This is a genomic window from Flavobacterium frigidimaris (genome assembly GCF_002217275.1).
GTDB classification, from domain to species: domain Bacteria; phylum Bacteroidota; class Bacteroidia; order Flavobacteriales; family Flavobacteriaceae; genus Flavobacterium; species Flavobacterium aquidurense.
The window spans coordinates 90533-116895 of sequence record NZ_MUGV01000006.1 but is presented as its reverse complement, the minus strand read 5'-3'; the positions used below and the strand labels follow the sequence as shown (position 1 = coordinate 116895).

Annotated in this window: 26 protein-coding genes; 9 read left to right on the top strand and 17 right to left on the bottom strand. The window is 32.3% G+C overall.

The annotated features are described in order from the left end of the window. Positions 1 to 452: 452 nt before the first annotated feature. Positions 453 to 2234, top strand: coding sequence for a 30S ribosomal protein S1 (gene rpsA / locus B0A65_RS02985; protein WP_074661654.1), 1782 nt, complete (start codon positions 453 to 455; stop codon positions 2232 to 2234). Between the two features lie 361 nt (positions 2235 to 2595). Here the strand turns inward: rpsA and B0A65_RS02980 are convergent, their stop codons facing one another. From B0A65_RS02980 to B0A65_RS02965, 4 genes are all read right to left on the bottom strand, one after another. Beyond that, a complete protein-coding gene (locus B0A65_RS02980) occupies positions 2596 to 3141 on the bottom strand; it encodes an ExbD/TolR family protein (RefSeq protein WP_074661652.1) in 546 nt (181 codons plus the stop codon). 13 nt (positions 3142 to 3154) lie between these two features. Then, entirely contained in the window at positions 3155 to 3685 is a 531-nt protein-coding gene (locus B0A65_RS02975; RefSeq protein WP_074661649.1) for an ExbD/TolR family protein, read from the bottom strand. A 14-nt stretch (positions 3686 to 3699) separates the two neighbouring features. Beyond that, positions 3700 to 4227, bottom strand: a complete 528-nt coding sequence (locus B0A65_RS02970) for an ExbD/TolR family protein (RefSeq protein WP_074661647.1) — start codon at positions 4225 to 4227, stop codon at positions 3700 to 3702. A gap of 113 nt (positions 4228 to 4340) precedes the next feature. Beyond that, the gene (locus B0A65_RS02965; protein WP_074661644.1) at positions 4341 to 5267 is read right to left on the bottom strand and encodes a cation diffusion facilitator family transporter; all 927 of its coding nucleotides are present in this window, start codon (positions 5265 to 5267) and stop codon (positions 4341 to 4343) included. Between the two features lie 210 nt (positions 5268 to 5477). Between B0A65_RS02965 and B0A65_RS02960 the strand changes: the two genes are divergently transcribed. After that, entirely contained in the window at positions 5478 to 6032 is a 555-nt protein-coding gene (locus B0A65_RS02960; protein WP_074661641.1) for a fasciclin domain-containing protein, read from the top strand. A gap of 88 nt (positions 6033 to 6120) precedes the next feature. Here B0A65_RS02960 and B0A65_RS02955 read toward each other — a convergent pair whose 3' ends face one another. From B0A65_RS02955 to B0A65_RS02920, 8 genes are all read right to left on the bottom strand, one after another. Further along, on the bottom strand, positions 6121 to 6966 hold the full coding sequence (locus tag B0A65_RS02955) for an EamA family transporter (protein WP_074661638.1): 846 nt from the start codon (positions 6964 to 6966) through the stop codon (positions 6121 to 6123). 112 nt (positions 6967 to 7078) lie between these two features. Then, positions 7079 to 7219 (bottom strand): SsrA-binding protein, encoded by a 141-nt coding sequence (locus B0A65_RS02950; RefSeq protein ID WP_074661636.1) that lies wholly within the window; start codon positions 7217 to 7219, stop codon positions 7079 to 7081. A gap of 79 nt (positions 7220 to 7298) precedes the next feature. Next, a complete protein-coding gene (locus tag B0A65_RS02945; protein ID WP_074661633.1) occupies positions 7299 to 8744 on the bottom strand; it encodes a serine hydrolase domain-containing protein in 1446 nt (481 codons plus the stop codon). A 33-nt stretch (positions 8745 to 8777) separates the two neighbouring features. Further along, positions 8778 to 10535, bottom strand: coding sequence for a M56 family metallopeptidase (locus B0A65_RS02940; RefSeq protein ID WP_074661631.1), 1758 nt, complete (start codon positions 10533 to 10535; stop codon positions 8778 to 8780). A 5-nt stretch (positions 10536 to 10540) separates the two neighbouring features. Further along, on the bottom strand, positions 10541 to 10909 hold the full coding sequence (locus B0A65_RS02935) for a BlaI/MecI/CopY family transcriptional regulator (RefSeq protein ID WP_074661628.1): 369 nt from the start codon (positions 10907 to 10909) through the stop codon (positions 10541 to 10543). 35 nt (positions 10910 to 10944) lie between these two features. Beyond that, positions 10945 to 12555, bottom strand: coding sequence for a M56 family metallopeptidase (locus tag B0A65_RS02930; protein WP_074661625.1), 1611 nt, complete (start codon positions 12553 to 12555; stop codon positions 10945 to 10947). Between the two features lie 12 nt (positions 12556 to 12567). Then, complete coding sequence (locus B0A65_RS02925; protein ID WP_074661623.1) at positions 12568 to 12936, bottom strand: BlaI/MecI/CopY family transcriptional regulator; 369 nt, start codon at positions 12934 to 12936, stop codon at positions 12568 to 12570. A 164-nt stretch (positions 12937 to 13100) separates the two neighbouring features. Next, entirely contained in the window at positions 13101 to 14318 is a 1218-nt protein-coding gene (locus tag B0A65_RS02920) for an MDR family MFS transporter (RefSeq protein ID WP_074661620.1), read from the bottom strand. A gap of 99 nt (positions 14319 to 14417) precedes the next feature. Here B0A65_RS02920 and B0A65_RS02915 point away from each other — a divergent pair, with 99 nt between their 5' ends. The 7 genes from B0A65_RS02915 to B0A65_RS02880 all read left to right on the top strand — a co-directional run bounded on the left by B0A65_RS02915 (position 14418) and on the right by B0A65_RS02880 (position 19581). Continuing rightward, entirely contained in the window at positions 14418 to 15017 is a 600-nt protein-coding gene (locus B0A65_RS02915) for a DUF1684 domain-containing protein (RefSeq protein WP_074661617.1), read from the top strand. Then, positions 15017 to 15664: a TatD family hydrolase gene (locus B0A65_RS02910; RefSeq protein WP_074661613.1), complete on the top strand. Its 648-nt coding sequence runs from the start codon at positions 15017 to 15019 to the stop codon at positions 15662 to 15664. The genes B0A65_RS02915 and B0A65_RS02910 overlap by 1 nt, the downstream gene beginning before the upstream one ends. 274 nt (positions 15665 to 15938) lie before the next feature. Continuing rightward, positions 15939 to 16652: a tRNA threonylcarbamoyladenosine dehydratase gene (locus B0A65_RS02900; protein WP_074661610.1), complete on the top strand. Its 714-nt coding sequence runs from the start codon at positions 15939 to 15941 to the stop codon at positions 16650 to 16652. Between the two features lie 203 nt (positions 16653 to 16855). Further along, the gene (locus tag B0A65_RS02895) at positions 16856 to 17518 is read left to right on the top strand and encodes an HAD family hydrolase (protein WP_074661606.1); all 663 of its coding nucleotides are present in this window, start codon (positions 16856 to 16858) and stop codon (positions 17516 to 17518) included. Between the two features lie 69 nt (positions 17519 to 17587). Further along, complete coding sequence (locus B0A65_RS02890) at positions 17588 to 18430, top strand: DUF2911 domain-containing protein (RefSeq protein ID WP_074661603.1); 843 nt, start codon at positions 17588 to 17590, stop codon at positions 18428 to 18430. Between the two features lie 213 nt (positions 18431 to 18643). Continuing rightward, entirely contained in the window at positions 18644 to 19168 is a 525-nt protein-coding gene (locus B0A65_RS02885; protein WP_074661599.1) for a TetR/AcrR family transcriptional regulator, read from the top strand. A gap of 2 nt (positions 19169 to 19170) precedes the next feature. After that, positions 19171 to 19581, top strand: coding sequence for a nuclear transport factor 2 family protein (locus tag B0A65_RS02880; protein ID WP_074661595.1), 411 nt, complete (start codon positions 19171 to 19173; stop codon positions 19579 to 19581). 3 nt (positions 19582 to 19584) lie between these two features. On the opposite strand, the gene B0A65_RS02875 is transcribed toward B0A65_RS02880, so the two are convergent. From B0A65_RS02875 to B0A65_RS02850, 5 genes are all read right to left on the bottom strand, one after another. Continuing rightward, positions 19585 to 20214 carry an MCP four helix bundle domain-containing protein gene (locus tag B0A65_RS02875; RefSeq protein ID WP_074661591.1) on the bottom strand — a complete coding sequence of 210 codons (630 nt, stop codon included), beginning with the start codon at positions 20212 to 20214 and terminating at the stop codon, positions 19585 to 19587. Between the two features lie 392 nt (positions 20215 to 20606). Then, positions 20607 to 21335, bottom strand: a complete 729-nt coding sequence (locus B0A65_RS02865) for an alpha/beta hydrolase (RefSeq protein WP_083370480.1) — start codon at positions 21333 to 21335, stop codon at positions 20607 to 20609. A gap of 14 nt (positions 21336 to 21349) precedes the next feature. Beyond that, on the bottom strand, positions 21350 to 21778 hold the full coding sequence (locus B0A65_RS02860) for a hypothetical protein (RefSeq protein WP_074661584.1): 429 nt from the start codon (positions 21776 to 21778) through the stop codon (positions 21350 to 21352). 14 nt (positions 21779 to 21792) lie between these two features. Beyond that, entirely contained in the window at positions 21793 to 23529 is a 1737-nt protein-coding gene (locus B0A65_RS02855; protein WP_074661581.1) for a sodium:solute symporter, read from the bottom strand. A 123-nt stretch (positions 23530 to 23652) separates the two neighbouring features. Beyond that, positions 23653 to 26184, bottom strand: a complete 2532-nt coding sequence (locus B0A65_RS02850) for a PIG-L family deacetylase (protein WP_074661578.1) — start codon at positions 26182 to 26184, stop codon at positions 23653 to 23655. Positions 26185 to 26363 lie beyond the last annotated feature (179 nt).

Below are 26363 nucleotides of genomic sequence, written 5' to 3'. Positions count from 1 at the left end.
ATTTAAATGACCTTTCAAGTAGACCTTTGTCAAAGGTTAAAACTTTGACAAAGGTAAATCGCGCATAGAAGATAGTTGTACATAGTAAACCCGACAGGTTTTTAAAATCTGTCGGGTTTGTTTTTAATCGAAAGCAAAAGGTGTGAAAAACTACTAATCGTTCTTGCCTAGCCCCGATAGAAGTGGAAATCCTTTTATGCCGGGGTTCGGCACAAAAGATTGAAACGGATAGCGGGACTGAACGTCTTAAAAACCTAAAATCTTCTGCTCCTGAACAATTGGCTGATAATCATTTAGAATTGTTTTGCTATTACAAATATTTGTATTAATTTTGCAAACCTTTTGGCAAAGAAGAGTTTCCTTTAGGTATCAACTATTTATGTAAAACAACTTCTGTTTTTTCTACTGCTTTATGAAACTCGAGGAAAACAGAATACAAATTTTTTATCAGCATGTCTGAACAATTAAAATCACAAGAAGAGTTTTTAGCAAATTTTAACTGGCATAACTTCGAAGAAGGTATCGATGCAGTAGATGAGAAAAACTTACAAGAATTCGAAGACTTAGTATCAAAAACTTTCATCGCTACAGATCAAGAAGAAGTAGTTGAAGGTGTAGTTGTTAGAATTACAGATAGAGACGTTATCGTTGATATCAATGCAAAATCGGAAGGTGTTATTTCTTTAAACGAATTCCGTTACAACCCGAACTTAAAAGTTGGTGACAAAGTAGAAGTATTAATCGACATCCGTGAGGACAAAACAGGTCAATTAGTATTATCTCACAGAAAAGCACGTACTATTAAATCATGGGATAGAGTTATTTCTGCAAATGAAACAGGAGAAATCGTTAATGGTTTTGTAAAATGCAGAACTAAAGGTGGTATGATCGTTGACGTTTTCGGAATTGAAGCTTTCTTACCTGGTTCTCAAATTGACGTTAAGCCAATTAGAGACTACGATGTATATGTAAACAAAATGATGGAATTCAAAGTGGTAAAAATTAACCACGAATTCAAAAACGTTGTTGTATCTCATAAAGCGCTTATCGAAGCTGATATCGAAGTACAGAAAAAAGAAATCATCGGTCAATTACAAAAAGGACAAGTATTAGAAGGTGTTGTTAAAAACATTACTTCTTATGGTGTGTTCATTGACTTAGGTGGTGTTGACGGATTAATTCACATTACTGACCTTTCTTGGAGTAGAATCAACCACCCAAGTGAAGTTCTTGAATTAGACCAAAAATTAAACGTTGTAATCCTTGATTTCGATGATGAGAAAACAAGAATTCAATTAGGATTGAAACAATTAAACGCTCACCCATGGGATGCTTTAGATGCTAATTTAACTATTGGTGATAAAGTAAAAGGTAAAGTAGTTGTAATCGCTGATTACGGTGCATTTATCGAAGTTGCTGAAGGTGTTGAAGGTTTAATCCACGTTTCTGAAATGTCATGGTCAACTCATTTACGTTCTGCTCAGGATTTCGTAAAAGTTGGAGATGTTGTTGAGGCTGTTATCTTAACTTTAGATAGAGATGACCGTAAAATGTCATTAGGTATCAAACAATTGACTCAAGATCCATGGACTGACATTACTTCTAAATACCCAGTAGGTTCTAAACATACAGGTATCGTTAGAAACTTTACAAACTTTGGTATTTTCGTAGAATTAGAAGAAGGAATTGATGGATTAATTTACATCTCTGACTTATCTTGGACTAAGAAAATCAAACACCCATCTGAATTTGTAAATGTTGGTGAGAAACTTGATGTAGTTGTATTAGAATTAGATGTTGAAGGACGTAAATTATCTTTAGGTCACAAACAAACTACTGCTAATCCTTGGGATCAATACGAAGATTCTTTCGCTGTAGGAACTATCCACAATGGTGAAATTTCTGAAATCGTTGACAAAGGAGCTACTGTAGAATTTGGAGATGATATCGTTGCTTTCATTCCTACTCGTCACCTTGAAAAAGAAGACGGAAAGAAATTGAAAAAAGGTGATACTGCTGATTTCAAAGTAATCGAATTCAACAAAGAATTCAAAAGAGTAGTTGCTTCTCACACTGCTATCTTCCGTGAAGAAGAAGAGAAAAACGTGAAAGCTGCAACTGAAAATACTTCATCTAACTCTTCTAACACAAATGCACCAGCTGCAACTTTAGGAGATAACAATGATGTATTAGCTGCATTAAAAGCTAAAATGGAAAAAACTGAGAAAAAATAATTCTTAGTTTCCTCTAAATAGAAAGTCCCACAGCAATGTGGGACTTTTTTTATGTTTTTAGTTTCAGGTTTTCTTTGTAATGGAACGCTGATGATACGGATTCGCAAGCGAAAACGCAGATTAAAACAGATTTTTTTATTCTTGTCTTTGCGAGGAACGAAGCAATCTCATTTGCTAAATCGATAATGCATTATTCACAATCATGTCACTTCGACCGAAGTCGAGAAATTTGTAACAGTTGGAATTTAAAACTGAAGTTTAATTTAAACTAGAAGCTATTTCCAGCTATCATTCCAAATCTTTTATGCCGAACACCGGCACAAAAGGATTTTCCCTTCTATCTGGGCTAGGGCAGTAGTTTTCAAAAGAAGTTTTGATTATTTTCAGCCAACAATTTTGATTCTTCAGGAGTATAATAATCTACTATTGCATAAGATTTTATTCCTGTTATTTTCATCTCATCTAAAATATCTACTAAATTACCATAGTTAGATTTTTTACTTGGTTTAATAATAACTGTAACTCCAATTTGTGGTCTTCCAAAGCTTGCTGAATATTCATGAACCTTTTTATCAATGACTAATAATTCTTTTCGTATTCCGTTTTTACCATAATGAATTTGTTTAGGTTCCTGGATTGGAGCATATAATAATCCCATATAGGTAATCATTTTATTATTATCATCTAGTAAGACAGTAAGAATACGATTTTCATCAGGTTTGTTACATTCAGGTTCAGGACCACAACCTCCATGATAACCATATTCATACTCCATCATTTTGGGCTTTGCCAACTCAATTGTCACCATAAAAAATATAATCAACAAAAACGAAACGCTGACCATAGCAGTTAAATCGACTCTTGTACTTAATTTTTTGCTTCTTACTTTTTTAGGTAAATTTTCCATAGTTTGAAATGTTTTATTTTGAAGCTAATAGTTTTGTTTCTTCTGGAGAAAATTCATTTACAATTGCGTACGTGTTAATATTTGCAATTTTCATTTCATCTAAAATATCTACTAAATTTTTATAATTGCATTTATTACTTGGTTTGATGATTACAATTACACCACTTTTAGGCTTTCCCATAGCGGTCATATACTCACTTATTTCGTTCTTCTTACGAAATACTTCTTTGCGAATTCCATTTTTACTATAATCAATTTCTTTTACGACATTATTTTCAAATTCTAATAATCCCGAATAGGTTATTATTTGATCATTATCATTTAATAGAATTGTATACAAACGATTACCATCAATACATCCACCATGCCATCCTCCACAAGTTGGATTTTTATCAGGAAGACCGAGATCTAAACCATTAGGCTTCGCTAACTCAATTGTCACCATAAAAAAGATAATAAGCAAAAACGAAATGCTGACCATTGCAGTTAAATCAACTCTCGTACTTAACTTTTTACTTCTTACTTTTTTAGGTAAAATTTCCATGGTTTAAAAATGTTTTATTTTGAAGCTATTAGTTTTGTTTCTTCTGGAGAAAATTCATTTACAATTGCGTACGTGTTAATATTTGCAATTTTCATTTCATCAAGAATATCAACTAAATTTTTAAAGTTGCATTTTTTGCTAGGTTTTATAATTACGATTGCACCTCTTTTTGGCCTTCCAAGACTATTAGAATATTCGCTTTCACTTTTATTTCTTTTTAAAAGTTCTTTACGAATTCCTTCTTTTCCATATTTCATTTCTTTTGCAGGCGATATAGGAGATTCTAAAATACCCATGTAGGATATTAATTTGTTATTTTCTCCTAGTAATATTGTTATAATTCTATTTTCGCCACAGCCATGCCATCCACCACAAGTTACATCATTATCAGGCAGACTTAAATCAATAGCTTTCGGTTTCGACAACTCAATCGTCACCATAAAAAATATAATCAATAAAAATGATATGCTGACCATAGCTGTTAAATCGACTCTTGTGCTTAACTTTTTACTTCTTACTTTTGTAGTATTTATATTTGACATCGCGACTAATAGTAATGCTTTAAATTAATAATATTTATGAAAATATTTCTATTTAATAGTTAAAATTTATATAAATATATGAAATAAGAACTGTAAATTGAAATAATTCTAATTTATTTCCATTCCTGAAAATCAGGTTCAATGTATAAATACTTTACTTCAGGATGCTGTGTGCGAAGCTCTTTTTCGAAATCATTAATTAAGACACTAATTTTTTGAGTTGTAAGATCCGGAATTATTTTTATTTTAATACAAACCAACACTTCTGCCGGACCTTGTTGTACGGTTCTGCAATTAATTACTTCTGTAATGTTGCTATTATCAGCAGCAATTTTATTAATAGTATCAATAATTATAGCATCAGCACTTTCACCAATTAACAAAGATTTTACTTCGCTTGCTAAAAAGATTGCTACCGCAATCAAAACTACGCCAATTGCAAGCGAACCAATAGCATCATAACGACTATCGCCAGTATAATGTGATAACAATAATGCAGTTAAGGCAATTATAAGGCCTAACACAGCCGCGGCGTTTTCTCCAAAAATAATAATCAAATCACTGTCTTTTGTAACATGGAGATAGCGGAAAAAAGGGATGGATTTTTTACGTTTACGAAGTTCGATAATATTCGAAATCAATGCATAACCTTCCATTCCGATAGAAAAAATAATTATCCCAATCGCCCAACCAATATTATGCACAGGTTCTGGATTATTATATTTATGAACCCCTTCATAAATTGAAAACATACCGCCAATTGAAAATAAAAGCATTGCTACCATGAACGACCAAAAATAAACTGCTTTTCCATAGCCAAAAGAATGTTCCTGATCAGCATCTTTTTTTGCCTGTTTTAGACCAAGTAAAAGTAAAAGTTGATTAGCACAATCGGCTGTCGAATGGATAGTTTCTGCTAACATTGCTCCCGATCCAGTCATAAAAGCAGCAAAGCCTTTTGATGCGGCTATTGCAATATTTACTAATAAGCTTTGGATAATATGTTTTGTACCATGACCATTTTGGTTTTCTTTTTCCATCAAAATTGATTTATTACTTAAAATTAGTAATAATTACACAATGAACTCTTCGCTAATTGCAAAATGATTCGAAAATAAATTTATGCTTTAAAGGCTTGTTTTACAGTTGCTCTTGAAGATTTTGTAATGATTTTTAATCTTTTTTAAATTTTTAATAAAACCAAAACGAAAACTATCCCGTAAATGAGCTTATAACTTAAAATATTAATTATGAAAACTAGAAATTTTTTAGCCGTAGCAATCTTAACAATTGGATTTGCATTTACATCTTTTGCACAAAAAACAGTAATGGTTGGTGGAGCTGCAATGTATCCTAATAAAAATATTGTTGAAAATGCAGTAAATTCAAAAGATCATACAACATTGGTTGCTGCCGTAAAAGCTGCAGGTTTGGTAGAAACATTGCAAAGTAAAGGACCGTTCACCGTTTTTGCTCCAACAAATGCAGCATTTGACAAATTACCAGCAGGAACTGTTGAAACTTTATTGAAACCAGAAAACATCAAAACGTTGCAAACGATTTTAACCTATCATGTTGTTGCCGGAAAAATGAATTCTTCTGATATCGCTAAAGCAATTAAAGCTGGTAAAGGAAAAGCAACTCTTAAAACAGTAAGTGGTGGAACTTTAACTGCCTGGATGGATGGAAAAGAGTTATATATTAGCGACGAAAGCGGTAACAAATCTAAAGTTACAATTGCAGATGTGAATCAGTCAAATGGTGTAATTCACGTAGTAGATACTGTTTTATTACCTAAAATGTAATACTTATTCAAATTCCTATTTTTAAAAATTCCAAATCCCAAACTTTAAAAGTGGAATTTGGAATTTTTATTTTGAAGATTTTATAGCTTTATCGTTTCGCTGTTAAAGTTGATCCGGCTGACGCTACAACAACACAAACTACTGCTAAAACTTCATAAAAACTCAGCTTTTCCTGCAGAAAGATAAATGCACAAATTGCTGCAGCGGCAGGCTCTAAACTCATTAAAATACTAAAAGTACGTGGAGGAAGCTGACCCAAAGCTTTCATTTCAAGCGTAAACGGAATAGCACTAGACAAAAGTGCCAACGCAACTCCCATTCCGAAAAACTTCGTGGTAAGATTAGCAAGTCCATTTTCGAAAAGACCAAAAGGCAGAATTAAAATAGCCGCAAACAACATTCCGGTAGAAACTGCCTGACCACTATTCATAATTTTAGAAATTTTTCCACCTAAAACGATATACGCTGCCCAAAGTGCTCCTGCTAAAAGAGCAAATAAAACTCCTAGTAAATCGACTTTATCATTTGACCATGGAGCTATTAATACAATTCCCATTGCAGCAAGCAAAACCCAGCAATAATCGATTACTCTTTTTGATCCTATGATAGCAACTAATAATGGGCCGATGAATTCTAAAGTTACAGCCAGTCCAATCGGAATTCTTTCTATTGCAAAATAAAAAATTAAATTCATAGCACCCAAAGACAAGCCATAGGGAACTACAATTTTCCATTGTTCACGTGTAATTGCTTTTAGATTTGGTCTGTACGCCAATAATAAAATTAATGCTGATATTCCGATTCTAATCGATGCTGTTCCTGCTGCACCAATTGCTGGGAAAAGTGTTTTAGCGATTGCCGCACCACATTGTACACTAATAATTGCTAAGAGTACTGCCGGAACAGGAGGGATGTTGAATTCTTTATTTTTCATAAGAAATTGAAATGGATTGCAAAACTACGAAATAAGTTTTGAAGGAGACATTTCTACTTACTTCAAATAGAAAAATGCGTTGCAAGGAAGCAACTACAAAGGAAGTTGTATGTTATTTTACAGCACGTTTTGTAACATAAGCGCGATAACCAATAATCGCCATCTGCCATTTTTTTGCTTTAGAAATATCTAATCCTTGTTTGGTAAAACTCGGTAAAAGAAGTTTATTTATTTTGGCTAAAATTTTAAACATAGTAGGTTTGTTTTTTTCAAAGATATAAAAAAAGACTTTGCGGTTGTGCAAAGTCTTTTTTAGGATTTTATAGGCGTTATTATGATTTTTTAGAAAGCTGTATTTTTATTTTTTCGAGCATTTCTTTTGCATTCGAATTATCAGGCGATAATTCTAGCGATTTTTCATAGGTTTTCCTGGCTATTTCTAATTGCTTATTATTAAAATAACTTTCAGCTAAACTGTCAAAAGCAGTGCCTGATTTGGGATTTTCTTTTGCATTCAATTCAAAAACTTTGATAGCATCATTTAGACGGCCATCGTTCATTAATGCATAACCAATGATATTTAATCGATATTCAAAATTCCAATCTGGATGGTTCTTTTTAAGTGTCAAATAATTTTGCTCTGACGCTGAAATTTTTAATTTCAAAAAATCCTGATTTATTTTTTCTCCGGCTAAAAGATAATCGTCTCTTAGTGTTTTATCTACAATTGCAGCAACATGATTTATAACCTGACTTTGCACATATAAATTAGAATATTTATGACCATTTGATAAAAAGATAATGGTTAAATCATTATTTGTGAATTTTCTAAAAGCAGTTTCATTACCTCCGGTAAAACCATACGAAAGAATTTTATTTACGGGAATAATTTCCCACCCATAAGCAAAACGATCTGTATTGTTGGCAAAATGAAATTGTTGCCACATCGAATATTTGGTTTCTTTTTTTAGATAGACATCTTTATCTAAATTTTCATTCCATTTAATAAATTCAGATAATGTAATATTTAATCCATTTGCTGAATGTGAATCGGGGCCGCTGTTGTAATTATTTTTCTCGTATTTTTTATTTTCAATATTGTAATTATAGCGAACGGCACCATTTGGGGTAAGTTGCCCAAAATCAGATAAAAAGAAAGTGTTAGATTTTGCTTCTGGAAATTGATTTTTCAGGATATATTCGTCAAAAGTTAAACCTGTAATTTTTTCAATGATTTTAGCTAAAAATAAATAATTGGTTTGATTGTAGCGGTATTGATTTCCAGTAGCAAATTGCATTGGTTTTTTTGCTAATAAAGAAATCTTTTCAGTATACGGCAATGTAAACGGAATATCATCAAACTGAACAACATCTGGAAGGCCAGAAGAATGTGTCAGTAAATTTTTAATTTGTATTTCCTGCCATTCTTTTGGCAGATTATCTAAATATTTAGAAATTGGATCTTCTAAAGATAACTTTCCGGTTTCGATAAGTTGAAAAACACCCACGGTTGTTATTAATTTGGTTGTCGAGAAAATTTTAAAAGCAGTGTTTTTATCCACTGCTTTATTTTCTTCTAAGTTGGCTTTCCCAAAATAGTTCTCATAAATTACTTTTCCGTCTTTTATAACAGCTAGTGCCACTCCCGGAATTTGGTTTATTTCAATTACATTTTTTATATAATGATCAATTTCCTCTTCTATAGAATTACTTTGTTTATTTTGACCAAACGATAGATTTAAAACGAAGAGAAGTACGGTTAAAAAGGATTTTTTCATTTATGAATTTTAGAAATTGAATAATTAAAAAAACTAAGATTTTCTACTTTCCTTATCCAGTTTCTTCATTTCTTTTTCATAGGCTTTCATGTCCTTTTCGTATTCTTTCATGTTTTTTTCGTAATCCTTCATGTCTTTTCCAACTGTTTCTTCGATGTATTTAGCGTATTTATCCATATCTACGCTGAATTTTTCCATGGCAATTTCATACTTTTCCATATCCTTACCATATAATGCTTCATGTTTAGACATGATTTCATTCACTTGTTTTTCGTAGGCAGAAAGAGTTGGTTCAAATGCTTCCATTTTTTTTTCAAATTCAGCCATTTTTTTTTCAAAGTTTGCCATCGCTACTTTATCCCTTGGGTTTGCTGGTGGTGCTGGCGCTTTCGGCATTTTAGACATGTCTATAGATGGTAATTTTGGCATAGATCCTCCAGGAAAAGCTGGTGCTACCGGTGGTGCTGGAGGTGCAATATTACCCATTCTTGCAGGAGGAGCAGGTGGAGCAGGAGGTGCAACATGCATTTCGTTAACATCTTGACTATTTACTTCATCAACATCGGCGATGCGATCCTGAAGCATCATTGATTTGTTTGTCTCACCGTCTGTAACAACACCAATTTTTTTTATATTATCACCTTCCGTTGATACTACCAGACCAAAGCTTTTTATTGCTTCTTCTCCATCAATCTGAATAGTTTGAACCTCTTGAGTTCCTTTTTTAATATTCATTTTAATGGCCGTTAATTCCTTATTTGTATTTCTTTTTACATTCGATATAGCAACATCAAAATTGTGCTTTTGTTTTATTTTTTCAGCAATTACTTTTAATTCCTGATCTGTTGTTGTTTTTTCGATTTTGTAAACATCATCTGCAGTCGTTTTAGCAATTTCCTGAGTTTCTTTTTTCTCCTGAGCAATGACTTCTATTTGAAATAAAAATACAAATGCAGCAAGTGCCGGAATTATGGTACAATATTTCCAGTAATTTGTTTTTTTTGATTGATTTTTGTTTAACATGACAATTCGTTTTTTGATTAATGATTGATAAAAATGATTGGTGATGGCAACACAAGTTTCATGTGTTGTTATTTTTAAAAGCGTGTATTGATACGCTTTTTTGTCTGCTATTTTTTTGGAAGCTTCGTAATCAGCGATGAACTCAAGATTTTGAAGAATTGCTTTTTTGTACAACCAAATAATTGGATTGAACCAAAACAGTACACAAAATATTCTTGAAATAATCACATCTACTGTATGATTTTGATCGCTATGCACTTTTTCATGTTCTAAAATACTTTCTAATTCTGCTGCGCTATACAGTGATGAGTTGTATACGATATAATCAAAATAAGAAAATGGAGCAATGTTTTCTTTAATATCTATAAATTTAAAATCGGCTTCCTGTTGTATTTCTCTGCCTTTCAATACAGAGTTCAAACTGTAAAAATCAGTTGCAAATTTTATTATAAGTGCTAAAAATCCAATACTATAAATAACAAGAGCGACATAATTCCAATTGATTTCAAAGGTCTCTTCCGGAATAGTATTAGTATTCGGAATAAAAGCAGCAGCATAATTCATAGCAGCAGGCATTGGAGTAGGATCGACCCATACAATTTTGGTATAAACCACAAAAGGTAAAACTAATGAAGTTATAAGACCGGCTAACAGAAACCATCTGTTGCTACTGAAAAAAGTTTCTTTACGAAGTAAAAAAAAGTAAGCGAAATAAAATAGTATGACTAACCCGCTTGATTTTGCTATAAAAATGAAAAGTGTTTCCATAATGCTTATTTATCTTCGTTTGGTTCTTCGATCATAGCTAAGATTTCACGTAATTCATCCGCAGAAATTTTTTCTTCTTTGGCAAAAAATGAAACCATACTTTTATAAGAACTGTTGAAATAATTATCAATAGCAGTACTCATAAAACCTTTTCTGTAATCTTCAATACTTACAATGGGATAATATTGATGCGTATTTCCAAAAGCATTGTGATTCACATATCCTTTTTCTTCCAAATTTCGAACAATAGTAGAGAGCGTATTATAATGCGGCTGATCCTCTGTTATTTCTGCCTGAATCTCTTTTACAAAAGCTTTTCTAAGCTTCCATAAAATATGCATTATTTCTTCTTCTTTGTTGGTTAGTTTTTGCATGGCTTTGGTTAGTTTTTTAAAAGAATCGAAAAGTATTATTTAGTTTCAATTATAATTACGCCATTTTTACCTTCGTCTCCGTATTTTTTTATAAGCTCTGAATCTTTATATACGTGAATTGACTTAATGTTGTCAGAATCAAGATCCTTGATATCTACATCATAAACAATTTCTCCATCTATAATAATTAATGGTTTAGGATTACCATTTCCTTTAGTTGTTATACTGATGCTGTTTGTCATTTTAGCAGGATTTTTTAAATCTTTACTAAGGCCAACTTTTACATTTGTATTTTCGTCCGTATTTATATCCGTATTTACATTAGTAGTTGTACTAGTATTTGTACTAATGTTTGTATTAGTATTATCAGTAGTTTCAGCATTAGAATTAATATTAGAGTTTACAACTTTGTTTATTTTAATTTTATGTTCTTTATTGATAACCTTTACGTTACCATTTTCATTATCCGTTTTTAGACCTATCTTCTTAGACCCGTCTTTTTCGGTTTCAATAACAATTTCACAATTCTTAATTGCTGTACTTCCTTTAACTCTGTAAGATTGTGATTGTTCTGAGCCTCTTTTAAGATCAAATCTAATGGCTGTTAATTCATTATTTGAGTTTCTTTCAATATCAGAAACCTTTGCGTCAACATTATGATTTAGCTTCATTTTTTCAGCCATTTCTTTTAGTTCCTGGTCCGTTGTTGTTTTGCTGATTTTGTAAACGTCTAAAGAACTCTCTTTTTTATTGACTTCTTTTTTTGAAATTTCTCCTTTTTCTTTAGCAATTACTTCAATTTGAAATAATAATACAAATGCTACCAGTGCTGGAATTATTAAACATAGTTTCCATGAATTTCTCTTTTTTGATTGATTTTTGTTTAACATAACGATTCGTTTTTTGATTAATGATTGATAAAAATGATTGGTGATTGATAGACAACTCTCATGAGTTGTAATTTTTAAAAGCGTGTATTGATAGGCTTTTTTGTCTGATATCTTTTGTGCTGCTGCCGCATCAGCAATAAATTCAAGATTTTGGATTATGGCTTTTTTGTAAAGCCAAATGACAGGATTAAACCAAAATAGTATGGAGAAAGCTCTTGAAATCAAAACATCCATAGTGTGGTTTTGATCGCTGTGTACTTTTTCATGTTCCAGAATACTTTCTAACTCAGAAGCGGTATACATTGATGAGTTGTATACTATATATTCGAAGTAAGAAAATGGAGCTATGTTTTCGTTTATATCAACAAATTTAAAATCAGCTTGTTGTTTTATTTGTTTTCCTTTTAAAATCGAATTTAAACTGTAAAAATCAAAAGCAAATTTTATTAGTAAAACTAAAACTCCGAGTCCGTAAAGGGCTAATAAAATCAAACTCCAATTAATTTCAAAAGCATCTTTTTCGATCTGAGCAGAATATAGCGATGAATAATTTAGATTTGAAAGCGGAGTAGGATTGACCCAAATTACTTTCGTATATACGGCAAGTGGTAATAGTGCAGAAGTGATTAAGCCAGTTAATAAAAACCATCTGTTACTATTGAAAAAAGTTTCTTTGCGTAATAAAAAAAAGTAAGCGCAATAAAATAATATAACTAAGCCAGCTGATTTTGCGATATAAATAAAAAGTGCTTCCATAAACAATGATTTTTATTTGTCTTCTTTTGGAGTTTCGATCATGGCAAGGATTTCGCGTAATTCAGCAGCAGAGATTTTTTCTTCTTTGGCAAAAAACGAAACCATATTTTTATAAGAACTATTAAAGTAATTATCAATAGCTGTTTTCATATACTTTTTGCTGTAGGCTTCTAAAGTAATTAGCGGGTAATACTGGTGTGTATTTCCAAACGCATTATGTGCTACAAAACCTTTTTCCTCCAGATTACGAACAATAGTTGAAAGTGTGTTGTAATGTGGTTGATCTTCTGTTATTTCAGCCTGAACCTCTTTTACAAAAGCTTTTTTAAGCTTCCATAAAATGTGCATGATTTCTTCTTCCTTGTTGGTTAGCTTTTGCATGTTTTCTAATTTTAATTCAAACCTACAACTATTTTTCTAGTTACACAACTATAAAAATAGTTATTTAACTAAAAATTAAGTTTGATTTGAATTATGAGCATAGAAATGCAATTCAAATTTAAAGTTAATAAATTGAATTTTAATGATTTAAGGGTTAAAGATGTTTAGTGTTTTTTTTCGAGAAGCAACGCTTTTTTAATCCAAAAACAGCAAAGTGTTGCTACAACTCCAATAGAAGCCATGAACAACCAGTTGATCTGATAGCCTAATCGGGTAATGATTTCAAAGCCTACTTTGGAGCTAATAATATGAGCTAAACTAAAACTCATCGTATACAATGCCATGTAGCGCCCTTCCTGACCACGTGGCGCACGACTTAAAGCAAAAGCATTCGAAAACGGAAAAGTCAGAATTTCTCCAATTGAGATACAAATCATACTAATAACCAGAATTCCCGCCCAAACATTTATAAGAAGCAAAAAGAAACTGGAAGCCATAACAAAGGAACCCAGAATAATAATTTTAATTTTTGGAAATCCTTTTCGCTCCATAAACCCGACGGTTGGCATTTCTAAAGCAAAAATCAAGAGCCCATTTAAAGTCATTAATAAACCGGTTTGAAATTCACTTAAACCGAATTTCTCATTATGATACAAAGGAAGTGTTGTGAAAAGCTGAAAGAAAATCATAGCCGTTACAAAGCTCACAAATAAGAAAACCCAAAAAATGCGATCATGAAAAACTGATTTTTTATCTGAACCACTCTCTACTTTATCATCGTGTGCTACTTTTTTCTTTTCTTTTACCAGTAAAGCAAAAATCGAAATTGATACAATACAAGAAGCTCCGTCAACCCAGAACAATCCGGCATAACCAACTCCCATAATAATCAATCCTCCTAAAGCTGGTCCGGCCGCAAAACCTAAATTTACGGCTAAACGCACTAAAGTTAAGGCGCGTGTTCTGTTTTCGGGTTTGGCGTATGCACCCAGAGATACAAACATTGCGGGTCTGAACATATCAGCAATGACCATTAAAAGGAACATTGCAATACATAATCCCCAGAATGTCGTTATGTATTGTACGAAGAAAAGGGAAACTCCACTGGTAAATAAACTAAAAATCATGATTTTATAAAACCCGATTTTGTCTGAAAGTTTTCCGCCCAGCCAGGATCCTAACATTGATCCCAAACCAAATGCAACCATAATCCAACCAACCTGATTATAAGAAAAGTGTAGGTCTTCTTTTAAGTATTTTGATAAAAAAGGAAGTACCATTGTACCGGCGCGATTGATGAATGTGACCAGTGTAAGTATCCAAATTTCTCTTGAAAATCCTCTAAAATTATTGATGTAGTGGTTGGCTGCAGTTTTGAGCATTATAAAAATATGTTATTTGCAACAAAGTTAGGAAACTTTGTCACGTAACGCGGTTGCTGCTTTGTTACTTTTAAACTATTTTTGTTCAAAATTTCCAAGATGAAAAAAATCGCATTTCTTACTTTATTATTAACTTTTAATTTTGGCTTCAGTCAAAAGAAATTTGATAAAAAAGAAACTGAAAAATTTCAGAAGACTATAAATTCAGAATATGCTGATCCTAAGACGAGTCCGTTAATGGAAGAAGATTTAAAAGTTTTTAAAACTTTAGATTTTTATCCAATCAATGCTAAATATTTTGTGAATGCTAAGTTTGTAAAAGCCAAAAATGAAAAGGTTTTTGAAATGAAAACGACAGGAACAAGAACACCAAAATACATAAAATATGGAACACTATATTTTACTTTGGATGGCACGAGCCTGAAATTGAATGTATACAGAAGCATTGATCTTTCGAAAACGGAAGAATACAAAGATCATTTGTTTCTGCCTTTTTCAGATTTAACTTCAGGAAAAGAAAGTTACATTGGAGGAAGGTATATTGATTTGAAAATTCCAAAAGGAAATATTATTGCTGTAGACTTTAATCAGGCTTACAATCCTTATTGTGCTTATAATCACAAATATTCTTGTCCGCTTGTTCCATTAGAAAATGACTTAAATGTTGAAATCAAAGCGGGAGTTAAAACTTTTCACTAATGGAATTCTTTAATTTTCATACGCACCAATTTACAAATCAACCCGATATTCTGGAGTTGGTCAATCAGTATCCCAATGAATTTGATGCTTCGATTCCATTTTATTCAATCGGAATTCATCCATGGTATATTGTTGAAGACAGAATTGATGCTGATCTGAGAATTATAGAAGAAAAGTTGCAGACGAAAAATTGTCTGGCTATTGGAGAATGTGGTTTAGATAAAAGAATTGAAATTCCACTGGAACAACAGATTATAGTTTTTGAAAAGCAATTGATTTTAGCCGAAAAACACAAGAAACCTGTGGTTATTCATTGCGTTGCCGCTTTCCAGGAAGTGATTGAAATTAAGAAGAAATTGAAAATTTCAGTTCCGATGATCATTCACGGATTTTCGAAAAACAGTCAATTGGCCAATCAACTACTTGCAGCAGGCTTTTATATTTCATTTGGAAAATATTTGCTTAAAAATCCAGAATTAAAAACGGTTTTTCAGCAAATTCCAAACAATCGATTTTTATTAGAAACTGATACAATAGAAGAAGGTATTCAGCAAGTTTATAATTTAGCAGCAGAATATAAAAACATAACAATTAAAGAGTTACAAGAGATTATCTCAAGTAATTTTGAAAGGATATTTCGTGGTTGAAAGAATATAGAATATAGAGTATAGAATATAGAGTATAGAAAATAGAGTATAGAATAAAGAGTATAGAATAAAGAGTATAGAATAAAGAGCATAGAATAAAGAGCATAGAATAAAGAGTATAGAATATAGAATATAGAATATAGAGCATAGAATAAAGAGTATAGAATATAGAGTAACTGGTAAAAGATAGGTACGCAACAAAACTTGAAACCTGAAACCTGAAACTTGAAACCTGAAACTTTAAACAAGAAAAACAAAATAAACAAAAGATTTTATGGCAGAGTGGACAGAAAGAGCCGAGCTTTTATTTACAAAAGAAGGATTAGAAAACTTAAAAAACTCCAATGTTTTGGTAGTGGGTTTAGGAGGAGTTGGATCGTTTGCGGCTGAGTTTTTAGCCAGAGCGGGAGTAGGGAATATGACAATTGTAGATGGAGATGTTGTTGATATTACTAATATTAACAGACAATTACCTGCATTACATTCAACTGTAGGACAACCTAAAATTACTATTGTTGGAGATCGTTTGATGGATATTAATCCGGAATTAAAACTAACAAGAGTTCAGGAATTTTTATCTCCGGAAAGAGCTTTTGAAATCGTTTCTCCAGAATTTGATTATGTTTTGGATTGTATTGACAGCATTACGCCAAAATTGAATTTAATTATCGCAGCAAAACGTAAAAGAGTAAAAATTATAAGCAGTATGGGTGCTGGTGGAAAAATGCTGGCTTCGAAAGTTAAAGTTGCCGATATTTCTAAAACTATAAACTGTTATTTTTCAAAAGCAATTCGTAAAAGATTAAAAGCGGTAAAAATCAACAAACTGAAAGTGGTTTTCTCTTCTGAAATTCAGGATGAAAAAAGCTTAAAACTAACAGACGGAAAAAACTTCAAAAAATCCTTCTACGGAACTAATAGCTATATGCCCGGATTATTTGGCCTTCACGCAGCTGAAACCGTAATTCGTCACTTACTTAAAAAATAGGTACTAAGATGCTAAGACTCTAAGATTCTAAGGTTTTTTATCTGAAAATACTTTGATTCTTAATTTCTTATCCTTAAAAAAAAATACTTATAACAACTTTGTCAAAGTTTAAAACTTTGACAAAGCTACAGTCAACAGAGAATATGTAGCAAAGCAAAAACCTTAGAATCTTAGTATCTCAGAACCTTAGCAACTTAAAAAAAATGATAAAAACAGTAATTTTTGATATGGATGGTGTAATCGTTGATACAGAACCTGTACACCGTTATGCCTATTACAAACAATTTTCAGAATTAAATATTGAAGTACCTGAAGAAATGTATACTTCGTTTACTGGTTTTTCGACCCGAAATACATTTCAGAGTTTAAAAGGATTTTTCCCGGCTATTGAGCATGAAGTGGAAGATTTGATTAAGAGAAAAAGAAGTATTTTTAATGAAGCTTTTGATACTAAAGAAGACTTATACTTATTAGAAGGAGTTGAGGATTTAATTAAAGATTTATATGCAAGCGGAATCCAGTTGATTCTGGCTTCTTCCGCAGCAAAAGTTACGATTGAACGTGTCTTTTCAAGGTTTAATTTGCGTCAATATTTTACGCATATTGTTAGCGGTGAAGATTTTCCTCAGTCGAAACCAAATCCTGCCATTTTTTTACATGCGGCTTCTTTGTCAATTGCCCCAAAAGAAAATTGTATTATAATTGAAGATAGTACAAATGGGGTCAAAGCAGCAAAAGCAGCAGGGATTTATTGCGTGGGCTATAACAGCCATCATTCTAAACTGCAAGATTTATCAGATGCAGATTTAATTATCAATAATTTCCACGAATTGAATGCAGAAAAAATATCACACTTAGGTGTCTGAATTAAGTTAAATTTAACATTTGTTCCCTAATTGAATTTGTAAATTTGAACAAACAAATAAAACCTAATAATGAAAAAACTACTTATTGCATTAGCTATTATTATAGCTCCTTTTGCTACAGAAGCACAAATAAAAACACCACAGGCGAGTCCTAAAGCTTATATTAAACAAACTGTTGGTTTAACAGATGTTGAAGTTACCTATTCAAGACCAGGTGCGAGAGGAAGAGCTGTATTTGGAAATTTAGTTCCGTTTGGTAAATTATGGAGAACAGGGGCTAACGAAAACACAATTATTAATTTTAGTGATGATGTTGTTATCGATGGTAAAACATTAAAAAAAGGAAAATATGCAATTTATACTATTCCTAAAATCGAAAGCTGGGAAGTGATTTTCTATCTTTCTACAGACAACTGGGGATTGCCGGAAAACTGGAGCGATTCATATGTAGCTTTAAGAACTACGGTTAAAGAAAATGCGTTGCCAACACCGGTTGAGACTTTTACAATTGGAATTAACGGTTTGGATCCGAATTTTGCTTACTTAGAAATGTCTTGGGAAAATTCTCATGTAGCCTTAAAATTTGAAGTTCCTACAGCAAAAACAGCGACTACAAGTATCGAGAAAACTTTGGCCGGCCCATCTGCAAATGACTATTTTGCTTCAGCTCAATACTTATTCCAATCCAATGGAAACATTGAAACTGCAAGAACATACGTTGACAAATCTCTAGAAATGAGTGCTGAAAAGCCATACTTTATCTTAAGATTGAAATCGTTAATTCAGGCAAAACAAGGTGATAAAAAAGGAGCAATCGAAACAGCAAAAGCTTCTTTGGCAGCTGCAGAAACGGCTAACAATCAGGATTACGTAAAAATGAACAAAGATAGTATTGCGGAGTGGAGCAGATAATGCTTTAAATTTCAAAATTCCAATATTTTTAAAATCCAAATTCCAAAGCTCATAAAAGCTTTGGAATTTGGATTTTTTTTGTTCTGAGTAATCTTTGTCAAATTTTAAAACTTTGACAAAGATATCGGTTCAATAATTTTTTTTCAAACAAACAGACAGACTTGTCTGTTTTTTTTAAAAAAATCATATCTTTGTGATTCATAAATTTAGTACATGTCACCAAAAGAGCGAATTTTAGAAAAAACACTTATTTTGTTTCACCAGCGGGGTTACAATGCTACTGGTATTAATCAAATTATTGAGGAGGCAAAAGTGGCCAAGGCTAGTTTTTATCAGCATTTTAAATCAAAAGAAGATTTGTGTGTTGCCTTTTTAAACGAACGTCATTCTTACTGGTTTAAGCAATTGGAACAGTTTACTTCTAAAGAAAAAGAACCAAAAACAAAAGTGTTGACTTCGTTCGATTTTTTAATTTTTATGAATGAAAAGGAGAATTTCAGAGGTTGTAGTTTTTTAAATATACTTTCTGAAATTCCTTCAGACAATACTAAAATTCTGAGTGTACTTCAAAGTCATAAACAGGATTTGAGAGTTTATTTTCAGAATATAATAGTGGATAAACTGTTATCCGATCATATTTATTTATTGTTTGAGAGTTGCATAATCGAAAGTCAGTTATTCAAATCAAATCAGCTCATCGAACAATCAAAAGAAATCATACAAACTTTACTAGCATAAAAATGGAACAAAAATTACCATTGCCACCTTTCACTTTAGAAACGGCAAAAGAAAAAATTCAGTTAGCTGAAGATGCCTGGAATAGTCAGGATCCTGAACGCGTTTCAAAAGCTTATACGATTGATAGCGAATGGAGAAACAGAGATCAGTTTGTAAATGGAAGAGAAGAGATTGTTCTTTTTTTAACTGAAAAATGGAAAAAAGAAAGCCATTATAAATTAAAAAAAGAATATTGGGCACACACAGAAAACAGAATTGCGGTTCGATTTGAGTATGAATATCAAGATCTTAACGGAAACTGGTTTAGAGCCTACGGTAATGAGAATTGGGAATTTGATGAGAACGGTTTAATGCAAAAAAGATTTGCCAGCATAAATGATCTTCCAATTAAGGAGAAAGATCGAAAACTGTAATAATTAATTCATACTCGGCGGTTCTGGAATCCTGATGTTTCTTTTGATTTTTTTTACAATCAAAAGATAGAACGTAATGCCTCCTAAAATAATCAACAATGCAATCTGGAGCTGTCCAAGACTATTATTGTCGTTATACATCTTATTTGCGCTGGCTAGTTTAGCTTTGCCTTCTTTTATCTGAATTTGAGATAATGATTCCAGGGTTTTTAGAGCTTCACCGCTGGAGTATGCAATTTTACTCCAGTTTTTATTTTCAACCTGATTATTTATTTCTTTACAGGCAGCTAAAAAAGTGTCAAAATGCTCTTTCTCTTTATTCGTTAAAACTGTTTTGGCGTACAAATCATCAATGCTATGAACGATTTTTAAAGTATTGATGATTTCATATTTCTTAACATTGTCACTTAAATCCAGTTTTTCAGCTTCGCTTTTTATAAAGTGAAGTTCTTTAGCATATTGAAAAATATAATGTGAAACCATCAAACGATCGTTGTAAATGGCATTGATGTTTTCGTTTACTTTTTTGGAGTTTTGCAAAGTATTGAAATTACTTAGTAAGATGATCAACATCACAATGAGTAATACGAAAGCCGCTTTTGTTTTATTACTATATTTTTTAAGATCTTTCATACTGACTAAAGTTAGTATCTCAAAGATAAAGATTTTAAATTACACAAAAAGAAGCTTTTAATAGCCATTTTTAAGATTTTGTTTATAAATAGGATTTATTAAAAGCGAGCTGAAATAGTAATGAAAGTGGCATTAAAAATATTATGTTTAAAAATATAAATGCCATTTGAGGATTTCCACATCTAAAACCGGAAGTTGGCGGATCAATTAAATCCTTTATCCAGAAAAATAAAATAGGATAAAAAAACATTAGTAATCCTGTTATAAGATAAGTTAGTTTTTTGGACTCCAAATTAAATTGTCGAAAAAGGAATGTTATGATGAAAGGAACTAAAATGTATGGTGTTAGAATAAGTAGCATATCGAAACTTTACTTTTTTGGTTCTGTAAATCTAGTTAATGAAATTCAAAATAAGTCTCAAAGTTTCTGATTGTTGCTTCTCACGAGAAATAGTGGCAGAATTATCTCCAAACTGAAAACCATAGTAACCAAACTGAGCATGATTGGCACCTTCAATTTTTACAAATTTTGCAGTTGCGGGAAGTTTTGATTTATTCTGAAGAATTGTTTTTTGATCGGCTACACCATCATATGAACCATAAATTTTTAGAATTGGAATTGTACTGTCGGCAAGCGAAATATCTCGTGGATGTGTGGTTCCAATTAAAATTAGTTTATCAATCAAACCTGGATTTTCTTTTACGAATTGTGCCGCCATTTTGCCGCCTTGAGAATGTCCGGCTAAAATATAGGTTTTGGATGCATCCGCAAATAAATGAAGTTGTTTTGGAATCTCATATCCTTTAAAAGCCAATCTCCAGGGCATTTTAATCAAATAAACTTTAATTCCGTTTTCAGAAATCTTTCTGCACAAAGGAACATAAGCTTTTGGATCAACCATGGCACCGGGATAAAAAATAAAGACTTTATTAAATTTTTGTTTGGGTTCAAATAGAAAATAATCATCTTTACTTTCAACTGAAATTTCAGCATTACTTTTTAATAATGAATCCGAAATGCCTTTAGATTGATAAGAATAGACCAACCAAATTGTAAATGAAATGGCAATAAGAAACCATATTCCTTTTACTATTTTTAGGATTGGATGTTTCTTTTTCATTCGTTAGTCAATTTTTACAATCCAAATTTTTTACCCTCCTTATAATTAATAGGTAATTGGGGGCTTTTTATACCAAACGGAGCCGATCCATTGTCTTTATAATAAAACTCTTCTTTATTATTGGAATATCTTCCGGCACAAAGAAGATTAAATGTTGTACTTTTTCTACTTGATTTAATAACATTTATGTCTATCCAAATTGGGATTTTATTATTTCGATAAAGCAAATCAACTACTTCATTATCAGTTAGATTTAGTTTTATAGTTCCTTCATCTTTCGGATAAAAATCAAAATGATCTGGATAAATAGTGTGATGTGAGGGAGTAAAAATTACATTGTATTTGAAATCAGTAATAAGTTTATCTTTAACATAACGTTCAGCAAATTTTAGTGCTATAAAACTAGCTCCTTGTAGATGGAATAAGAAATCTTGCTTTGTCATGAATGGCTGTTTAATTATTCCAGAACTACTTCCTCTACATCCGATTTTCCGTTAAAAAACAAAACCTGCATCAACCACGCCAATACTATTGTCAAAATTGCTCCAATAAAATTCAGCCATAAATAACCAAGTTTTTCCTGACCACTTGGGTAAATGGCAATCATAAAATAATAGATAATAAAAATGGTAATTTGACTGATAATGGCACTGTAAAACATTGGCTTTGCCTGAACTCTGCGCAAATAAAATCCGACCAAAAAGATACCTAAAACGGTTCCATAGAAAATGGATCCAATAATGTTTACCAACTGGATTAGGTTCTCAAACAAAGTTCCTACGCAGGCGAAAAGTATGGCTACAATTCCCCAAAGCAAGGTAAAGAATTTGGTTGCGTTCAAATAATGTTTCTCCGATTTCTCCGTTTTCAGGTTTCGTTTGTAAATGTCAATTGCTGTTGTTGAAGCTAAAGCATTTAATCCTGAAGCTGTTGATGACATTGCTGCCGATAGAATTACTGCTAACAATAGACCAATTAAACCTTTTGGCAAATAGTGCAGAATGAAATGGAAAAAAACATAGTCTTTGTCGTTGGTTTCGCTATTGCTATCCGCTTTCAAAATAATTTCTTTGGCACGATCACGCAGATCCTTTTCTTTATTGGATAATGCTACTAATTCTTTTCGTAAAATCGGATTATCATAATCCTGATTTAGCTGATCGATATACAATAAATTGATAACCTTTTTATCTTCTGAAAGTGTAATCAATTTTTTTTCTAAGGCATGATATTCTTCTTTATAAGCCGATTTTTCAATAACAATTTTATTATTCGGATTAAAATTTAACGGAACAGGATTGAATTGAAAAAACACAAAAACCATAACTCCGGTCAGTAAAATAAAGAACTGCATCGGAACTTTTAAAAGGCCGTTCATGATTAATCCCATCTGACTCTCGCGAACTGATTTTCCGGATAAATAGCGACCAACCTGAGATTGATCTGTTCCAAAATAGGCAAGGGCCAGGAAAAAACCACCGGTGATTCCGCTCCAAAAAGTATATTTTTCTTCCGGATCAAAAGAGAAATTAACAATATTCATTTTATCGTTCGCACCTGCAATATGCATGGCGCTGGTAAAGGTCATATCGTTTGGCAGATAATGCAAAATCAGGAAAAAGGTGATAAACATTCCGGACATAATCACAAACATTTGTTGTTTCTGAGTTACATTGACCGCTTTTGTTCCTCCTGAAAAAGTATAAATAATAACCAAAAGCCCGATTATTATGTTCATGATCGTTAAATTCCATCCTAAAAGTGCTGACAGAATAATGGCCGGAGCATAAATAGTCAATCCGGTTCCTAAACCTCTTTGCACTAAAAATAGGATAGCAGCCAATGAACGGGTTTTGACATCAAAACGTTTCTCTAAAAATTCATAAGCGGTATAGACCTTATTTTTATGATATAACGGAATAAAAGTCACGCAAATCACAATCATTGCAATTGGCAAACCAAAATAGAATTGTACAAATCCCATTCCGTCATGATAAGCCTGACCAGGTGTAGATAAAAATGTAATCGCGCTGGCCTGAGTTGCCATCACAGAAAGTCCCACCGTATACCAAGGCGTTTCGTTGTTTCCTAAAATAAAATCTTCAACGTTTTTACTTCCTTTGGTTTTCCAGGAACCATAACCAACAATGAATAAAAGCGTGACAATCAGTACGATCCAATCAAATAGTTGCATAGGTTATGAGTATAATTGCATGATTAAGAAAAAAATCAGGATGTAAATGGCGTTGGCCACCAAAACGTACGTGTAGCTTTTCTTCCATTTTTTTTGTTTTTTGGCTTCCATGTTTTGTGATTTTTATTTCTTTAATTCTTGTTTAGGAGCTTCTATTGGTTGTTTCAGCGAAATAATATTCGAAAGCAATCTGTAAGCACCTGCTACACCTTCCGGTAATTCTCTAAAAAAGCTTAGACCTGTGTAAATATAATATCCTTTTCCATATGGTGCGACTAATAAAGCACCATCTTTAGCCGATTCTCCTTTGTCATGTGACGATATAATAGGAGTGAAGGCAGGGTCATATTGATCTGGGTAATATAAGCCTTGTTCCTGTGTCCATCCTTCAAAATCTTTTTCACTGATTTTATTTGGTGTATTTAAAACGGGATGATTTGGCGCTAAGAAAGTTACTTTCGCATTTTCCTCCGTTACACGATCATTTGAAACTTTTAAAGGATATGGTGCAATCTGATCTGTTACCATTCTGCCGAAAGTATTGTACTGCACAATCATATTTTTACCGCCTTTTATAAAATCAAAAAGTATTTTTTGTTTGTTGGCTAAAGCATTTACAGTATTGTAAGCGCGAACTCCGGTGATAACAGTGCTAAAAGAGTCTAGTCTTTCGGGCGTAATTTCTTCGGGTTTCAAAATGGTAACTTTATAGCCCATTTGAGCCAGACTTTCCGGAACTTCGTCGCCAGCGCCCATAATATAAGCAATGGCATCACCAGAAGTTTTTAAATCGATTCGAATGCATTTTGACTCAGCCGGTTTTAAAACCATTTGTTTGGTAATATGAGGGTAATCAATAATCGTTTCATCTTTGTCAAAACGTTTATTATCCACTATGGCAACTGCTTTTGCAATAGTCTCTTCCTGATTTACAGGAGGTGTAACTTCAAAGTAAAATGTTTGTTCATTTCCTTTTTTGCTTAAAGAAAACGGGATTTGTTTTGGAGAAATAACCCAGCTCTTTTGTAAATCTAATTGTAAATTCCCTGCAATAGCATCTTTTCCGGCACGAACTTTTACCGGAATCATTTTGCTTTTGGTATCTTTAAAGATCAATACTCTTTCAGAAATTGCAGTGGTAACTTCAGGTACAATATCAAGGAAATTGTACATTTCGCCTTTTACGCCGTCATTATATTTGTAAACAACAGTGCGCTCAAACGGAACTTCAACGCCATTGATTTTTATATTAAAAACAACTTTTACTTGCCTGATAATATCCGGAATTCCAATGTTTTCCTGATTTGAAACCGTATACATTCCGACACTTGCTTTTTCTTTAAGCCAGTACGGTTGCGTGTATTCTAAATTTTCAGGAAGCTGAATTTGAAGAATACTTTTCTGGTCGTTATTATTTTTTAAAATGCTGTTTTGAACGGTTGTTTTATTGTCTGGCAAAGAAGTTACGCTTATCAGTTGCATTTCAACCGAACATCTGTTAATTGCTTCAAGGCTTAATTTGATTATACTTCCGGGTGTTGCTTCCTGTTCGGTAGCAACTGCTTCGAGATATAAACCAGAACACGAAGCAATAATATTTTTTATTGCTGTAGCTTTTAAAGGTTTCCAATGATCATCTTCTAAAGCTTCAATCATTGTGTATACTTTTATTAAATCAGGAATGCTTGCCGAAGGATTGCTGAAATCGTATTTTGAAATTATTTTTGAAATTAATTCACCAATTGGTTTTCCGTTTTTAACACGATTCCATGAAGTGTCGATTCCATCAAATAAATTATCTCTTTCTATTGGAGTTTCGCCGTTTATAAGTTCCAGATATTCTGTTTCTTCACCACGAGCACCAGTGCTCCCAAAACCTTGCGATTGATGGCGGCTTCGGCTTAAAGCTGCAATTTCCTGATTTGATTTTCCAATTCCGGTATAATAAACGCCAGTTTCCAATTTGGTAAATTTTGATTTATTGGCTGCATCAAATTTTTCCTGGCTTCCATAAAACCACCATGATGGATTAAAAAATTGACTTTTAACCTGCCATGGTTTTACAAATTTTAATTGTTCCGGATATATTTTAGGATCATTTGTCAATTTAAAGCTTTCGACACTCAACATCGCTGATGATGTGTGATGCCCGTGTGTAGTTCCTGGCGAACGGTGATCAAATCTATTAATGATTACATCTGGCTGAAATTTTCTGATTGTCCAAACTACATCCGCAAGCACTTTATCTTTATCCCAGATTTGTAAAGTTTCATCTGGAGTTTTTGAAAAGCCAAAATCGTTTGCTCTTGAAAAAAACTGTTCTCCACCATCAATTTTTCTGGCTTCGATTAATTCCTGCGTTCTAATAACACCAAGTAATTCACGTAATTGAGGTCCAATTAAATTTTGACCTCCGTCACCACGCGTCAGTGACAAATAACCTGTTCTGGCATTCATTTCGTTTGCCATATACGAAATTAAACGTGTATTTTCGTCGTCAGGATGAGCGGCAACATATAAAACGGAACCTAAAAAGTTCAATTTTTTTATTTGATTGTAAATCTCAACAGAACTTGGTTTTTGTGGTTGTTGTGCAAAAGAAATAGAAATCCCTGTTAAAAAAAAGAAAAGAATTTGTAACTGAATTTTTCGCATAGCGTGTTGTGGTGTTTTTGAAAGAGGTTCAAAAATAGTAATTATATTGTTGAACACGATTTAAATGAAATGTTAATGTTTAGTTATTGAATTTCTTTCAACAAAATTTATTCCAAAAAAAAAAGCTACCAGATATTATCTGGCAGCTTTTAAGAGAATTGATCTAAAAATTTAAATCA

Bases quoted from the DNA above. Each gene is read 5' to 3' on its own strand.
- rpsA (WP_074661654.1), top strand. From the start codon at position 453: ATGTCTGAACAATTAAAATCACAAGAAGAGTTTTTAGCAAATTTTAAC.
- B0A65_RS02980 (WP_074661652.1), bottom strand. From the start codon at position 3,141: ATGGAAAATTTACCTAAAAAAGTAAGAAGCAAAAAATTAAGTACAAGA.
- B0A65_RS02975 (WP_074661649.1), bottom strand. From the start codon at position 3,685: ATGGAAATTTTACCTAAAAAAGTAAGAAGTAAAAAGTTAAGTACGAGA.
- B0A65_RS02970 (WP_074661647.1), bottom strand. From the start codon at position 4,227: ATGTCAAATATAAATACTACAAAAGTAAGAAGTAAAAAGTTAAGCACA.
- B0A65_RS02965 (WP_074661644.1), bottom strand. From the start codon at position 5,267: ATGGAAAAAGAAAACCAAAATGGTCATGGTACAAAACATATTATCCAA.
- B0A65_RS02960 (WP_074661641.1), top strand. From the start codon at position 5,478: ATGAAAACTAGAAATTTTTTAGCCGTAGCAATCTTAACAATTGGATTT.
- B0A65_RS02955 (WP_074661638.1), bottom strand. From the start codon at position 6,966: ATGAAAAATAAAGAATTCAACATCCCTCCTGTTCCGGCAGTACTCTTA.
- B0A65_RS02950 (WP_074661636.1), bottom strand. From the start codon at position 7,219: ATGTTTAAAATTTTAGCCAAAATAAATAAACTTCTTTTACCGAGTTTT.
- B0A65_RS02945 (WP_074661633.1), bottom strand. From the start codon at position 8,744: ATGAAAAAATCCTTTTTAACCGTACTTCTCTTCGTTTTAAATCTATCG.
- B0A65_RS02940 (WP_074661631.1), bottom strand. From the start codon at position 10,535: ATGGAAACACTTTTCATTTTTATAGCAAAATCAAGCGGGTTAGTCATA.
- B0A65_RS02935 (WP_074661628.1), bottom strand. From the start codon at position 10,909: ATGCAAAAACTAACCAACAAAGAAGAAGAAATAATGCATATTTTATGG.
- B0A65_RS02930 (WP_074661625.1), bottom strand. From the start codon at position 12,555: ATGGAAGCACTTTTTATTTATATCGCAAAATCAGCTGGCTTAGTTATA.
- B0A65_RS02925 (WP_074661623.1), bottom strand. From the start codon at position 12,936: ATGCAAAAGCTAACCAACAAGGAAGAAGAAATCATGCACATTTTATGG.
- B0A65_RS02920 (WP_074661620.1), bottom strand. From the start codon at position 14,318: ATGCTCAAAACTGCAGCCAACCACTACATCAATAATTTTAGAGGATTT.
- B0A65_RS02915 (WP_074661617.1), top strand. From the start codon at position 14,418: ATGAAAAAAATCGCATTTCTTACTTTATTATTAACTTTTAATTTTGGC.
- B0A65_RS02910 (WP_074661613.1), top strand. From the start codon at position 15,017: ATGGAATTCTTTAATTTTCATACGCACCAATTTACAAATCAACCCGAT.
- B0A65_RS02900 (WP_074661610.1), top strand. From the start codon at position 15,939: ATGGCAGAGTGGACAGAAAGAGCCGAGCTTTTATTTACAAAAGAAGGA.
- B0A65_RS02895 (WP_074661606.1), top strand. From the start codon at position 16,856: ATGATAAAAACAGTAATTTTTGATATGGATGGTGTAATCGTTGATACA.
- B0A65_RS02890 (WP_074661603.1), top strand. From the start codon at position 17,588: ATGAAAAAACTACTTATTGCATTAGCTATTATTATAGCTCCTTTTGCT.
- B0A65_RS02885 (WP_074661599.1), top strand. From the start codon at position 18,644: ATGTCACCAAAAGAGCGAATTTTAGAAAAAACACTTATTTTGTTTCAC.
- B0A65_RS02880 (WP_074661595.1), top strand. From the start codon at position 19,171: ATGGAACAAAAATTACCATTGCCACCTTTCACTTTAGAAACGGCAAAA.
- B0A65_RS02875 (WP_074661591.1), bottom strand. From the start codon at position 20,214: ATGAAAGATCTTAAAAAATATAGTAATAAAACAAAAGCGGCTTTCGTA.
- B0A65_RS02865 (WP_083370480.1), bottom strand. From the start codon at position 21,335: ATGAAAAAGAAACATCCAATCCTAAAAATAGTAAAAGGAATATGGTTT.
- B0A65_RS02860 (WP_074661584.1), bottom strand. From the start codon at position 21,778: ATGACAAAGCAAGATTTCTTATTCCATCTACAAGGAGCTAGTTTTATA.
- B0A65_RS02855 (WP_074661581.1), bottom strand. From the start codon at position 23,529: ATGCAACTATTTGATTGGATCGTACTGATTGTCACGCTTTTATTCATT.
- B0A65_RS02850 (WP_074661578.1), bottom strand. From the start codon at position 26,184: ATGCGAAAAATTCAGTTACAAATTCTTTTCTTTTTTTTAACAGGGATT.